This is a genomic window from Streptomyces sp. NPDC012769, from assembly GCF_042901205.1.
Lineage (GTDB): Bacteria > Actinomycetota > Actinomycetes > Streptomycetales > Streptomycetaceae > Streptomyces.
Genome location: NZ_JBIBCP010000004.1, coordinates 834,633 through 848,915, shown reverse-complemented (window position 1 = coordinate 848,915; position 14,283 = coordinate 834,633). Strand labels below are relative to the sequence as shown.

9 protein-coding genes are annotated in these 14,283 nt (G+C 72.1%); 4 read left to right on the top strand and 5 right to left on the bottom strand.

What is annotated here, in order from left to right; translation table 11 throughout:
- Positions 1 to 30 precede the first annotated feature (30 nt).
- The 5 genes from ACFY7C_RS25035 to eccB all read right to left on the bottom strand — a co-directional run bounded on the left by ACFY7C_RS25035 (position 31) and on the right by eccB (position 6,137).
- On the bottom strand, positions 31 to 1,278 hold the full coding sequence (locus tag ACFY7C_RS25035) for a S8 family serine peptidase (protein ID WP_389654407.1): 1,248 nt from the start codon (positions 1,276 to 1,278) through the stop codon (positions 31 to 33).
- Positions 1,279 to 1,290: 12 nt separating this feature from the next.
- Positions 1,291 to 2,658: a hypothetical protein gene (locus ACFY7C_RS25030; RefSeq protein ID WP_389654405.1), complete on the bottom strand. Its 1,368-nt coding sequence runs from the start codon at positions 2,656 to 2,658 to the stop codon at positions 1,291 to 1,293.
- Between the two features lie 18 nt (positions 2,659 to 2,676).
- A complete protein-coding gene (locus ACFY7C_RS25025) occupies positions 2,677 to 3,153 on the bottom strand; it encodes a hypothetical protein (protein ID WP_389654403.1) in 477 nt (158 codons plus the stop codon).
- 126 nt (positions 3,154 to 3,279) lie between these two features.
- A complete protein-coding gene (mycP, locus tag ACFY7C_RS25020) occupies positions 3,280 to 4,581 on the bottom strand; it encodes a type VII secretion-associated serine protease mycosin (RefSeq protein WP_389654401.1) in 1,302 nt (433 codons plus the stop codon).
- A gap of 11 nt (positions 4,582 to 4,592) precedes the next feature.
- Positions 4,593 to 6,137 (bottom strand): type VII secretion protein EccB, encoded by a 1,545-nt coding sequence (gene eccB / locus ACFY7C_RS25015; RefSeq protein ID WP_389654399.1) that lies wholly within the window; start codon positions 6,135 to 6,137, stop codon positions 4,593 to 4,595.
- Positions 6,138 to 6,328: 191 nt separating this feature from the next.
- Between eccB and eccE the strand changes: the two genes are divergently transcribed.
- The 4 genes from eccE (at position 6,329) to ACFY7C_RS24995 (ending at position 14,214) form a co-directional block, all read left to right on the top strand.
- The gene (eccE, locus tag ACFY7C_RS25010; RefSeq protein WP_389654397.1) at positions 6,329 to 7,654 is read left to right on the top strand and encodes a type VII secretion protein EccE; all 1,326 of its coding nucleotides are present in this window, start codon (positions 6,329 to 6,331) and stop codon (positions 7,652 to 7,654) included.
- A gap of 188 nt (positions 7,655 to 7,842) precedes the next feature.
- Positions 7,843 to 8,685 carry a hypothetical protein gene (locus ACFY7C_RS25005; RefSeq protein ID WP_389654395.1) on the top strand — a complete coding sequence of 281 codons (843 nt, stop codon included), beginning with the start codon at positions 7,843 to 7,845 and terminating at the stop codon, positions 8,683 to 8,685.
- A gap of 274 nt (positions 8,686 to 8,959) precedes the next feature.
- Positions 8,960 to 12,163 (top strand): SCO5717 family growth-regulating ATPase, encoded by a 3,204-nt coding sequence (locus tag ACFY7C_RS25000; protein WP_389654393.1) that lies wholly within the window; start codon positions 8,960 to 8,962, stop codon positions 12,161 to 12,163.
- 206 nt (positions 12,164 to 12,369) lie between these two features.
- Complete coding sequence (locus ACFY7C_RS24995) at positions 12,370 to 14,214, top strand: ABC transporter substrate-binding protein (protein WP_389654506.1); 1,845 nt, start codon at positions 12,370 to 12,372, stop codon at positions 14,212 to 14,214.
- The last annotated feature ends 69 nt before the right edge of the window (positions 14,215 to 14,283 follow it).

Below are 14,283 nucleotides of genomic sequence, written 5' to 3'. Positions count from 1 at the left end.
GAAGCTCCTCGTTCTAGTCGATGGCGTTGTTCATGCGTCTGTCGACGCTCTCCTGCGTACGCCCGCCGCGACGACGAGGCCGATGACGGCCACGACGGCGACGGCACTCGCGACAATGGCCCAGAGCGGGAAACCGCCCTCGTCGGACCCTGCGGCCTGGTCCTTGACCTGGTCGCTGCCGCTTGCCCCCGTGTTCTCAGGAGAGGGGGAGGTCTGTGAAGCCTTGGAAGGCTCGGAAGGCTTGGACGTCGTCGGCTGGCCACCGCCTTGCGCGGCGAGCAGCGGATTGACGTTGGGGTCGCCCGGATTCCCCTTGCCTTCGAGAAGCACCTGGGCGGGACGGACGGATCCGTAGCCGATGTACTTGCTGGGCACGGGGCCGTTGTGGCCGGCCGTCTCCATCATGACCCGGAGGACCTGGTTGCCGGTCCAGTCGGGGTGGGCGGACCAGATGAGGGCGGCGGTGCCGGAGGCAATGGCGGTGGCGTGGCTGGTGCCCTTGAAGGCGCAATACTTGTTCTTGTTGTCAGTGCAGCGGCCGGGCATCTCCATGCCAGGAGCGGCGAGCGCAAGGTGGGAGCCATAGTCGGAGAACTTGGCCACCTTGCCCTTCGTGTCGAGGGCACCCACGGCGACCACTCCGGGGACGGCGGCCGGATACGACCGGCTTTCAATCCCATCGTTACCGGCGGCCGCGAAAATCAACGCGCCTTTCTTGTGGGCATAGTCCACAGCGGCAAGCCAGTCAGCGGTGGACGCCTCGTCCGCCACTCCTCCGGACGAGATGTTGATGACGCGAGCGCCGTTGTCCACGGCGTAGCGGATGCCTTTAAAGGTCGGCCCCCAGCCGTTGAACGCGAAGTCGCCCGTCTTGACCGGCAGAATAGTCGCATCCGGTGCGATGCCCTTCACTCCGCCGGCGGCTCCACTCCCAGCGATGGCAAGCGCCATATTCGTGCCGTGGCGGTCCCTGTCCTTGTTATCCACCCGCCCCGGCCCCTCCCCTGCATCAGAGAAGTTGCGGCCTGGCAGCACCTTTCCGCGCAGCTCTGACACGGTCGAGTCGACTCCGCTGTCGAGTACGGCGACTGTGATGCCCTTACCCGTGGCCACCTTCCACATCTCATCGGCCTTCATCGCGTCCAGGTACCACTGACGCGACCGCATGTCGTCGGCCTGCGCCGCCGGCGCCGCGACGGTCCACGTCGCGACGACGGCGGCCATGGCGCCGAGCAGGCCGACCGCTCGATTGCGAGCGGCCCGGGTGAGGGGGGACATCAGAGAGTGCTCCTAGTCGATGACGGGCGGGACGATCGGGCGCTGGCCCGAGTTCCACGTCTCTTCGTCCTCGGACAGGTAGTCGGGACGGCGACGCGACGCTCGCCGCTCCTCCTGGCCCGGCTCCGTCGAGGCTGGCGGACGGACGAGGCCCGTACCGCCCGGCGTGAACGCCGAGCGTCCCGTGACTCCGGACGCTGCGGGACCGCCGACGGTTCCGCCCGGCTGCGTCGCCAAGCGACGACCGGAGCCGTTGCCGACGCCGGTGGGTGCTCCCGGTCCCATGGCGCCGGGACCGTGCAGGCCGGCTGCGCCGCGGCCGTACTGGGAGCCCCTCTCCTCGCCAATGACGGTGGCCATGGGCGGTCGCCCCATCGGCGGTGCCATGCCGGGGCGGCCGGGCACCTGGCGGCCGCCGGTGATGCCCTCGGGCCGCGGCCCCGCTCCCAACGGGCTCGGCGTGAACGGGGTGGTGCGACCGGCAGGGCCCGGAAGACCCGGGTGGGCCGTCCGGCCCTGCGGACCGATCTGAGGATTGGTCTGCGGGCCGATCGGCGGAGCGACGGGCGGCAGCACCGGCTGCGGGCCGTTCGTCATCGGCGGCTGCGCGGTCGGAGGCTGCACCGTGGGCTTCGTCGGCGCGTCCGGCGTGATGGTCACCGAGTCGAGGTTGGTGTCCACCTCGGAATCCGGACGCGTCGGCGCGGTCGGCGGCAGGGTGACGCGGTCGTCGCGGACCTGACGGTCGGTACCGCTGGTCGTGGTCGTCTCTTCGGCACGCCGAAGGGACGTGTGGCTGGACTCGATGGAGCCCGTGCCCGTCCCGGAGGAGGTTCCGGAGCCAGTGCCGGTACCGCTTCCTGTGCCGTATTCCCGCTCTCCACCATCCCAGCGGGCGTCCATCGGCTTGAACTCAGGCTGCCGCTCCGCCGACATCCGGTTGTTCGTCTCCGTGTAGTACGAAGACAACCGCTGCATCGCCGCGATCGCTTCCTGAAGCTTCGGCCCCGTCTCCGCCTCCTGGCGGGCCTTCTCCTTCTCCGGGTCCGCGAAGCACATGCCCGCCGGCTTCGGCACGGAGGACTTCGCCTCCCGCAGTGCCGTGCCCGCGCGCTTCATCTCCTCGGAGACGACCTTGGTGAAGTCGCCCAGGACCAGCGTCTCCGAGACCATGCCGGCGCCCCACTTGCGGAAGGCCTCGGCACCCTCGCCCTCCCACTGCACGCGGGAGATGTAGTGCCGCAGGTCGGCCGCGATGTCGAGGATCTTCGGCACCGCCGCCGCGAGGGCCTCTCCGGTGCTGGTGATCTCCTCGGGCTTGGCGGACGCGATCATCGCGTACAGGGCGTCCAGGGACTTGCCCTCGAACTCTCCAGACATCGTTCTGCACTCCCCCGCTTAGCTGAATCCGCCGGAATCACCGGTGTTGGTCGTCGGCTTGGGCGCCGGCTGGTTCGGGCCGGTCGGGCCGGTCGCCGGCTGCTGGCCGCCGCCGTGGCGCTCTTCGTAGTGTTCCTTGGTGGCCTTCTGGATCTCCGCGAAGCGCTGCCGCTCCTCTTCGTCCACGCCCGCGTAGCCCTTGTCGGCGATCTGGGCGCGGATACCCATGGCCTCGATCGTCTCGCCGAAGATCTTCGTCAGCTCTTCGAGCCGCGTGCGCACCTTCTCGTACGCCCCGTGCAGCTCGGTGGCCGCGGCGAAGCCCGTGCCGTACGAGGCCGCCGTGACCTTCTGCTCGCCGATCTTCTTGTGCTCGGCGGGTGAGCCCTTCAGATCGTCGACCAGCTTCTGCATGCGCGACTGGAAGGTCTGGAGGGTGACGTCCCCGACTTCCAGACCCTGCTTGCCGCTGCCGTCCCCGTTCGGCCCTGCCACTTCAGTTCCCCCTCGTCACACGCTCGAACTCGCTCACTCTAACGACTTGGTACGACAGTTCCAACTGCAAAGCTACCTAGGTATTCCTACTCATGGGATGGCCCGTGAGGTGATTCATCTGACGGTTCATCGGGTGGCCCCGCGTCGCCGGCTGTCCCGGATCACGACGGCCGCTCCTGCGACGACCGCGACCAGCACCGCGCCGATGCCCAACGCGTAGGTGGCGAGCCGTTCGGAGCGCTCCTGGGGAGTCTCCGACATCGCCATGTGGGCGGGTTCCGGTGCGGGGGGCTTGGGCGGGCCGGGGTCCGGGGTGGGACCGGACTTCGGCGGTTCGGGGCCGTCGGCGAGCGCCTTCACGGGGTCGACGACTCCCCAACCCACGTGGTTGTCATGGCCGTTGATGGAGCGGATGGCCGTCTGCTCGATTCTCGTCACGATCTGCGCGGCCGTCCACTCCGGGTACTTGGCGCGCAGCAGCGCCGCCACTCCTGCGACGTACGGGGCCGAGAAACTGGTTCCGTTGTCGACGCACTGGCCGCCGCCGGGCACCGTGGAGACGATGTCGACGCCGGGTGCGGCGACACCGACGAAGGTGCCGGACTGGGAGAACACGGCGCGCTCGTTGTTGCGGTCGGAGGAGGCGACGGCCAGGACGCCCGGGAAGGCGGCCGGGTAGGTGTCCTTCAGTTTGCCGTCCATGCCGTCGTTGCCGGCGGAGGCGACGACCACCACGTTCTTGGAGAGGGCCCGGGCCACGGCCTTGGCCATCAGCGAGTCGGGGCCGAGCGGCTGGGTGGTGTCCTGGGAGATGTTGATGACGTGGGCGCCCTTGTCGACCGCGTAGTCGATGGCCTGCGCCATGGTGTCGGACTTGCCGCTGTTCTTCTCGTCGTTCTGCCGGATCGGGATGATCGTCGCCTCGGGCGCGAGACCGACGAAGCCGGTGCCCTTGCGGGGCCGGGCGGCGATGATGCCGGCGACCTTCGTGCCGTGGCCGACCTCGTCGACGGTGCCGTCGGTCTTGCCGCGCTGGTCGTTGCCGCTGCCCGGGTTCTCCTTGTCGGGCTTCAGGTAGTCCTTGCCCAGTTTGGCCTCGACGGCGGGCTTGAGCTGCGGGTTGACGTCGTCGACACCGGTGTCGATGACGGCGACCTTGATGCCCTTGCCCTTGGTGTCCTGCCACAGCTCGTCGAGCAGCACCCGCTGGAGCGACCAGGGGATGCCCTCGATCTGCTTCTTCATCGGGAAGGTGCACTCGCCGCTGCCGTCTATGTCGACCGGGCTCTCGGCGGCCGCCGGGGGCGCCACCAGAAGGCCGGTCAGGGTCGCGGCCGCGAGGAGTCCCGCCGTGCGCCGTGCCGGCACCGTGCGCCCTGCCGTCGCCGTCGCCGTGCGCGCTGCCGTCGCCGTACGCCGTGTCGTCACCTGGAGCCCCCTCACGAACCCTGCGGCTGGCGTGCGCTGTTGGTGTCGAGGCGCGGACCCTTCGACAGGAACTCCGACCACTCCAGCGGTACGAGCACCGGGGTGACCTTCTCGTAGCCGAGACGCTTCTGGGCGTCGCTGGGTTCCGGGCGTCCGTCGCTCTGCTGGTTCTGTTCGGGCGCGCCGATCTCGGAGCGGCCGGAGTCACTGTCGCCGTTGGCCTGTACCGCGTAGCGCAGCCCGGTGTCGGTGACGAGGAAGAGCGAGCCGTCGGGACGGGACTGGTTGCCCTGGATCTGGGTGTAGAGCAGGCCGGTGCCGGGGGTGACGTACGTGCTGGTGCCGCCGGCCGTGATGTCGGCCGGGTACTTGGTGCCGGCCCAGGTGGAGAGGGTGGGCCGGCCCTTGGAGTCCACGTTCTCCAGGACGGAGCAGATGGTGTCGCGGGAGCCGGCGCCGCCGACGGAGTTGACCTGGCCGGACTTGAGCTCGGGCCAGCGCAGTCCGGCGCCGAAGTTCTCGGAGTCGGGGCTGAGCGAGACCTGGTCGACGGCGGAGGGTTCGCCCTTCATGTCGAGCATGTCGGTCTGCGGGGAGTTGATGAGCAGCCAGGCGGTGAAGCCGGAGACCGGCTGCACCTTGCCCTGGAGGACGACGTAGTGCTGGGGGCCGGAGCCGGTCTGGGCGAGGAGCACCATGCCGACCCGGTCCTGGGCGGGGGTGAGTCCGCCGTCGACGTGGGCGTCGGCGCCGACCGCGCCGGGGATCTGCGGGAAGTCGACGGGGCTGCCGGTCTTCAGGGTGGCCAGCCAGTCGTCGGTGACCTGCTGCGGCTCCCGGTTGACGCCGAAGAGCGTGGTGGTGAGGCCCTTGGCCTTCTCGTTGACGCGGTACTTGGTTCCGGTGTGGTCCACCAGGTACTGGGCGCTGTCCTTCTGCCCCTTGACGTACAGGATCTGACCGGCCTTCAGCTTGTTGCTGTTCTCGGTGCGTCCGAGGTCGCGCTGGGCGAAGACGAAGGTGGCCTTCTGCACGCTGCCGCCGTTGCCGCCGCCGGGCTGTTCGCACACGGCCCAGCGCTTGGCGTTGCCGGCGTCCTGGGCGCCGGGGAGGCGGTCGGGGGCGTACGGGATGCCGAGGATCGGGCCGCGCGGCGGCTTGCCCTGGTCGAGGGTCTTGTCGTCGACCTGGATGACCTTGAAGTCGTCGGGGTTGAGCAGCAGCCGGGCGGAGGCCAGGTTGAGGACCGGGTGGAGCAGGGTCTTCTTGTCCTTGCCCTTGCCGGTGGTGAGGACCACATAGCGGGTGGTGGACTGCTTGCCCACGATCACCTTGGTGCCGGGCTCGTCCCATCCCTTGGGCGCGGTCGGCTTGAACATGCCCCAGGCGCCGAAGCCGGCGATCACGAGCGCGCCGACGATCAGCCCGGGAAGCACCGCGCGCAGCGGCTTGGGCGCCCCCTCCTCCGTACCGGAGGGAGAGGGTTGGAGGAATGCCGCGACCGTGCGCTTCTTCGCAAAGGTGTACGCGTTGAGCTCGTCCCGCCGTGATGCCATGAGTCCCCATTTTCGTCAGGCGCAGTCTTCGCGCGGGAGTCCGGGGAGCATGGCGCCCGGGCCCCGGCTGTCGGACCGGCCCCCTACTATGCCTGCTGTCCGCCGGTGCTCGTGGGGCGGGTAGGGTGATCCAGCCGCCAAAGGCCTGGCGAGCGAGGGTGATCGGGACGAATTGAGGGGGATTCTCCATCATGGCTTCCGCGACGCGGACGCGGCCCGCTGCGGCCGCGTCCACTTCCGCGCCCCCCGCTGTCCCCTCGCAGGGGTCCGGTTCGCCGGTTCCGTCCTCGGTCTCACCGAGGCTTCAGGCGCGCCCGGGACACTTCGGTGCGTTCCGATTGCAACAGCTCGTGTTGATCGAGGTGGCGGCGGCGCTGCTGTTCGTCGCCGCGGTCGTCGACAAGCTGCTGCTCGTTCCGGCCGGTGTGGTCGCTGCGCTGCTGGTGCTTCTCGCGGTGGTGCGCCGGCACCGGCGTTCGCTGCCCGAGTGGCTCTCCACCTTCCTGGCGCTGCGCGCCCGCAGCCGCCGGGCGGCCTCCTTCACCGTGCCGGAGGGCACGGAGCCGGGGCTCGCCCCGGTGGTGGAGGCGGACCCCGCGCTGCGGACGTACACGTACAGCGACCGCGACCGGCGCCCGATCGGGATGATCGGTGACGGGACCTTCCTCACGGCGGTCGTACGGGTCGAGTCCGACGGCTCGGCGCTGCGTCCCGACCGCGGGGCGCGGCCGCTGCCCGTGGGGCTCGTCCGGGACGTGCTGTCGGTGGACGGCATCCGGCTGGAGTCCGCGCAGATCGTGCAGCACACCCAGCCCGCGCCGGCGCCGCACCTGCCCGCGCAGTCCATGGCCGCCCGCAACTACGGGCCGCTGCAGGCGCAGACGGGTTCGCCCGCGGTCCGCATCACCTGGATCGCGCTGAAGCTGGACCCCGAGCTGTGCGCGGAGGCGGTCGAGGCGCGCGGCGGCGGTCTGGAGGGGGCGCAGAAGTGCCTGGTGCGGGCGGCGGACCAGCTGGCGAGCCGGCTCTCCGGTGCCGGGTTCCGGGCCACGGTCCTCACCGAGCAGGAGCTCACCTCGGCCATCGCCACCTCCACGTGCGCGAGCCCGATGGCGATAGCGCAGGCGGGCCGGGGGCAGGCGCCGGGGCGGCGCACCCAGGAGACGGCGCGCACCTGGCGGGTCGACGACCGGCGGCACACGACGTACTGGGTGGGGCGCTGGCCCCAGTTGGGCGGTGCGGGTGGCGCGGGGGCGTCGATGCCGCAGCTGGTGGCGCTGCTGACGTCGCTGCCCGCGCTCGCGACGACCTTCAGCCTGACGCTGAGCGGTGGTGACCGCCAGGAGGTGACGGTCACCGGTCATGTACGGATCACCGGGCGCAGCGACGAGGAGCTGGTGGCGGCCCGGCACGAACTGGAGCGCGCGGCGCGCGGTGTGAAGACGGGTCTGGTGCGGCTCGACCGCGAACAGGTGCCGGGCATGCTGGCGACGCTGCCGCTGGGGGGTGCGCGCTGATGACGACTCCGGCGATGGGGCCCGGTGCGGGCGGACCGGCGACGGGTGGACCCGTGGCGGGTGGCCCGGTGGTGGGCACACCCGTGGCGGGTGGGCACGTGCAGGGTGGCCAGATGACCGGCGGGCCGGTGGCCGGTGGGCAGATGACCGGCGGGCCGGGAGTGGGTGGGCCCCTCCACGGTGGGCAGATGGCCGGCGGGCCCGGCGTGGGTGGTTTTGTGGCGGGCGGGGTGTCCGGCGGGGGTACGGCCGGGGCACCCGGCGGTGCGCCCTCGCGGCGGGCCCATGCCGGACGCGGCCGGGCCGCTCGGCGTACGGGGCGGGGCGGCAAGCCCCGGTTCGGCTTCGGGCTCATCGGTCCGCGCCGCGACCGCCACTCGGTCCCCGTGGACCAACTGGGCGCGCTGGCGCTGCCGGTGGGCGACGACGGCGTGGTCGTCGGCGTGGACGCCGAGGGCCGGCCCGCGGTGCTGGGCATCAACCAGCCGAGCCCGTACGACGTCACGCTCATCGGCGGGCTGTGGACCGCGCAGGTCCTCGCGCTGCGGGCGGCGGCGACCGGTGCCCGCATCGCGGTCGAGACCGGCCGGGCCCAGGCGTGGACCGCGCTCGCCCAGGCGGCCGGCGGCGGACAGCCCTGCGTCACCCTGCACGACGTGGGCCGGGTGCCGCCGCAGGGCGCGTCCGCGGGCAGCCCCGTGGTCGTCGTCCGCGACTGCGGCATGCGGCCGCCGCGCGGCCGGGTCGTCTCCGGGCCCTGGCAGTCGGTCGTCACGCTCCTCCCCTATCTGAGCCCGGTCGCCCCGCGGCTCCTCGAGAAGTCCTCGCTCGTCGGGGTGCAGCGGGTCTCTCCCGACGAGGCCGCGCAGATCGGCCGCATCATGGGCCTGCAGCGCGCGGAGTGGGAGGCGCTGTCCACGCTGGCCGACGGCGTGACGCTGTGGTGCACGCCGGGCGACCGGCAGTTCGTGATGACGCAGGCGACGGATGCCGAGACCGGATTGCTGGGCGGCGCCCGCCGGATGGACTGACCCGGGTCCGTCCCGGGGAGACGACACGAGAAGCCGACGCGAGAACAGCTGACGCGAACACATGGAATACAGCCGAACCTGTCCGCATTTGTACGGGTTCGAAACACCCGGGGTTTCACTCTCCGGTACCTGCGGGTCACTTGGGGGTCGCGCGCCGTGGGCGCGAGGGGCAGCGGCGGGCCGTCGGCCCTGCCGGGCGGACCCGGTTGGCGTTTAGGGTGGGATGTGCCCGCCCACGACTGCACACGGGTGCGCGACCACACCAGGAGGCAAAGTGAACCGCGATCGGGACGAGATCAACGGGGGTTGGAACCCGCCCGTCGACGATCAGTCCGACGCAGATCCCGCCGAGATGACGGGTGAGTTCACCATCGACTACACCCCGCCGGCCTGGTACACGCAGAACGCGTCGTCGGGCGGTACGGGGGGCGGGGCGCCCACGCCTCCGCCGCCGACCGGCGCGCCGGTCGCGATTCCCGGCCCTCCGGCGGGCGGTGGCTACGAGGCGACCTGGGCTCCCACGCCGCCGCCTCCGGCCGCCCAGGTCCCGCCCGCCGCTCCGGTGCCGCCGGCCACACCTGCACCGGCCGCGCCTGCTCCGGCCATGCCTGCTCCGGCCGCCCCGGCCCCGCCGGCCGTTCCGGTCGCCGCCACCCCGCAGCCCGACCCCGCACCGGCGCCCGCGCCGCCGTTCGGCGGCGGGGACGTGGAGAGCGGGGCGACCATGCGCTTCTCCCCCGCCGCGCTGAAGCGCGAGATGGCGGAGCTGGCCGAGCAGCAGCAGGCCGGTCCGGCCGACGCGCCGGCGTCGGCTCAGGCAGCGTCTCCGGCTCCGGTACCCGCGCCGCTGGACACGGCCGGTCAGCCGACCGGTTCCACGGACGGCCAGGCCACGGCTGCCGCCGTGAGCTCCGATGAGGTGTCGCAGCAGGCCGAGCAGCCCGCGCGGGAGTCCGTCGACGACCACACCACCGGGCCGGTCGCGGCCGCCGGTGAGCCCGAGGCAGCCCCCGCGTCCGGCACCGGCCAGGGCACGGACCCGGAGGACGCCACGCCGTCCGACGCCCACGCCGAGGCCCACGCCCACGCCCACGCCGACACGACCGCGAGCACGAGCGCCGGTGCGGACGACACCGCTCCGGCGGCCGTCGAGAGCGCAGCGTCGGACGCACCCGAGGGCGCCGCCGAGGACACGGCCGCGGACAGCGCTGCGACGGCCGACGACACGAACGACTCGCCCGCCGACGGCTCCGGCACGGCCCTGCCCGCCCCGGCCCTGCCGGAGGCGGCCTCGGACGGTACGGACGAGAGCCCCGTCACGGCCGCGCCCGCCGAACAGCCGCAGGACGCCGTACCGGCCGCCCCGCTGCCGCCCGTCGGCGCGCCGCTGCCGCCGCAGACCCCCGGGCTGCCGCCGCTGCCGCCGTCGTTCCAGCCCGCGACGCCGGCGTCCGCGCCGCAGTGGCCCACCCAGGGGGCCCCGGGCGACCAGGCGATGCCTCCGGCCGCCCCGCTGCCCGCCGCCGCGTCCTGGCCCCCGCCTCCGGTACCGGGCGCTCCCGGACCCGTACCGCCGCAGGGTGGTTACGGCTTCCCGCACCCCGCCCAGCACGGACACCCCGGCCAGCACGAACAGCCCGGCCAGCCCGGTCAGCCGCCGGTGCCCGCGCAGGCCCAGCCGCCGCAGGGCGGTTACGGGTTCCCGCACCCCGGCCAGGCCCCGCAGCCTCCGGCCCCGGCCTCGGCCCCGGCTCCCGACCCGCAGGGCGGCTACGGCTTCCCGCACCCCGGCCAGCCGGGCCAGCCCGGTCAGCCCTACCCCCCGGCGCCGGACCCCCAGGGTGGTTACGGCTTCCCCCACCCCGGCCAGCCGGGCCAGCCCGGTCAGCCCTACCCCGCGGCCCCGGACCCGCAGGGCGGCTACGGCTTCCCGCACCCGGGTCAGCTGCCGCAGCCCGCGCCTGCGCCCGGGCCCGGTTCGCCGGCGATCGATCCGCGGACCGGGGCCGCGTGGCCGTCCTCGGTGACGCACGACCAGCGTGAGCGTTCCGTGCCGGGTGCCCCGCTCGGGTACACCGCGGCCGTCGAGCTGTCCTCCGACCGGCTGCTGCGCAACAACAAGCAGAAGCCCAAGTCCAGCCGCAACCCTGGCGCTTCGGCACGCTTCAAGCTGGGCGGCAAGAAGGAGGAGGCGGAGCGGCAGCGGAAGCTGGAGCTGATCCGGACGCCGGTGCTGTCCTGCTACCGGATCGCGGTCATCTCCCTCAAGGGCGGCGTCGGCAAGACCACGACGACCACCGCGCTGGGCGCGACCCTCGCCACCGAGCGGCAGGACAAGATCCTGGCGATCGACGCCAACCCGGACGCCGGCACGCTCGGCCGGCGGGTGCGGCGCGAGACCGGGGCGACCATCCGCGACCTGGTGCAGGCGATCCCGTACCTCCACTCGTACATGGACATCCGCCGCTTCACCTCGCAGGCGCCGTCCGGTCTGGAGATCCTCGCCAACGACGTGGACCCGGCCGTCTCGACGACCTTCAACGACGAGGACTACCGGCGGGCGATCGACGTCCTGGGCAAGCAGTACCCGATCATCCTGACCGACTCCGGCACCGGTCTGCTCTACAGCGCCATGCGCGGCGTGCTCGACCTGGCCGATCAGCTGATCATCATCTCGACGCCGTCCGTGGACGGTGCCTCCAGCGCCTCGACGACGCTGGACTGGCTGTCGGCGCACGGGTACGCGGAGCTGGTGCAGCGGTCGATCACGGTCATCTCCGGTGTCCGCGAGACCGGCAAGATGATCAAGGTCGAGGACATCGTGCAGCACTTCCAGACCCGCTGCCGCGGTGTGGTCGTGGTGCCCTTCGACGAGCACCTGGCGGCCGGCGCCGAGGTCGACCTCGACATGATGCGGCCGAAGACCCGCGAGGCGTACTTCCACCTGTCGGCGATGGTGGCCGAGGACTTCGTACGGGCGCAGCAGGCACAGGGGCTGTGGACCGGTGACGGCCAGGGCGCGATGCCCCCGCACCTGGCCCCGCCCATGCCGGGCCAGCCGGGCCACCCCGGTCAGCCGATGCCCGGTCAGCCGTACCCGCCGCAGCAGTCCGCGCCGGGTCAGCCGTACGGGGCTCCGCCCGCGCCCGGGCAGCCGTTCCCGCAGCAGCCCTACCCGCCGCAGGCGGCTCCGGGCCAGCCCGGTCAGCCCGGTCAGCCGGCTCCGGGTCAGCCGTACGGAGCACCGCCCGCACCCGGACATCCGTACGGGGCGCAGCCCGGCCAGCACGGTCAACCCGGCCAGCCCGGCATGCCGCAGGGCTGGCAGCAGCCCCCGGCGCAGCCGCTGCCGCCGCACGCCGACCCGCAGGCCGACCCCCAGGCCCAGGCACAAGCCCAGGCTCAGGCCACGGGCCAGGTGCCGCCGCCGAACTGGCAGCAGCAGCCTCCGCAGGCGCCGCCAGCCCCTCAGCAGTAGGGCGTCACAGGAGTAGACCAATGAGGCCCCGTACCGGTGTTCCGGTACGGGGCCTCGTGGCATTCCCGCAGACCACATGGGGTTTGAGGGATCGTTGACGACGGCAGACCACCGCTGATACACCTTCGCTTCATCCATCGTCAGCCCAAGATCCACGGCACTTCCCCCGACGCACGCATCCCGACGCGAGGTCACGTCCCATGGTCATGGTCACGAAGGCTCCACCCCCTCCGGCACCCACCCTCAGAGCCGTCCGCCTCCTGGCCGCGGCCGGCGTCATCGCCGCCTCGCTCGTCGCGGTCCCCCCGGCGGCCCAGGCGGCGCGGGCGGACGACAATCCCGCCGGGACGACGCTCACCGTCGCCGTCTCGCAGAGCGTCGACTCGCTCTCGCCGTTCCTCGCCCAGAAGCTCGTCTCCACCAGCATCCACCGGCTGGCCTACGAGTACCTGACCAACTACGACGCGAAGGACGCGCGCCCGATCCCGGGCCTTGCCACCGCGTGGACGTCCTCGCCGGACAAGCTGACCTGGACGTACACGATCCGCGAGGACTCGACCTGGTCCGACGGGAAGCCGGCCACCGCCGAGGACGCCGCCTGGACCTTCAACAAGATGATGACCGACCCGAACGCGGCCACCGCCAACGGCAGCTTCACGGCCAACTTCAAGAAGGTGACCGCGCCCGACCCGCGGACCCTGGTCATCGAGCTGAAGAAGCCGCAGGCGACGATGACGGCGCTCGACGTGCCGATCGTGCCCAGGCACATCTGGGAGAAGGTCGGCGACTTCTCCACGTTCAACAACGACCAGCGGTTCCCGATCGTGGGCAACGGGCCCTTCGTCATCACCGACTTCAAGGTCGACCAGTACATCAAGCTCAAGCCGAACAAGAAGTTCTGGCGCGGCGCCCCCAAGTTCGACGAGCTGGTCTTCAAGTACTACAAGGACGGTGACGCGGCCGTCGCCGCCCTCCAGAAGGGCGAGGTGTCCTTCGTACCGAACCTGACGCCCGCTCAGGCGGCCGCGCTGAAGACCCAGAAGAACATCAAGGTCAACGACGCGCCGGGCCGCCGCTTCTTCGCCCTCGCCACCAACCCGGGCGCGCGCGCCAAGGACGGCAGGACCTTCGGCAACGGGCACAAGGCGCTGCTGGACCCCGAGGTGCGCAAGGCGCTGTTCCTCGCCGTGGACCGCGCCACCCTCGTGGACAAGGTCTTCCGGGGCCACGCCGTCGAGGGCGAGGGCTACATCCCGCCGCGCTTCGGCTCGTACTTCTGGAAGCCGGCCGTCGGCCAGAAGCGCTCCTACGACCCCGCCAGGGCGGAGCAGGTCCTCGACGCCGCCGGCTACCGGAAGAACGGCGACGGCAAGCGGATCGGCAAGGACGGCAGGCCGCTGGACTTCCGCATCCTGTGCCACGCCACCGACCCCAACGACAAGGCCGTGGGCAAGTACCTGCAGGAGTGGTGGGGCAAGCTCGGCATCGGGCTGAAGGTCGAGTGCCTCGACAGCGTCTCCGACCCGTGGGTGAAGGGCGACTACGACCTCGCCTTCGACGGCTGGTCGGTGAACCCCGACCCGGACTACGTGCTGTCCATCCACACCTGCGGGACACTGCCCGCGACCCCCAAGGACACCGGCGCCACCGACAACTTCATCTGCGACCCGCAGTTCGACGCGCTCTACGCGCAGCAGGCCGTCGAGTACGACGCCGCCAAGCGCGCCGACCTGGTCAAGCGGATGCAGTCGCGGCTCTACGACACCGGGTACATGAACATCCTGGCGTACCCGAACGCCCTGGAGGCCTACCGCACCGACCAGATCGGCTCCATCACCACCATGCCCGAGGCCGCCGGCAACCTGTGGGGCCAGGACGGCTACTGGAGCTGGTGGTCGGCCGTGCCCGCCGCACAGGCCTCCGACGGGCAGTCCGGCGGCGGCTCCTCCACCGGCGTGGTGATCGGGATCGGCGCGGCCGTCGTGGTCGTCGTCGGCCTCGGTGTCTTCCTCGTGCTGCGCCGCCGCACCACCGCCGACGACCGCGAGTAGCCCGTGACGAGCGCAAGCACCCCCGCCTCCTCCGTGGCCGGCACCGACGCCGGCATCACCGACCCCGAC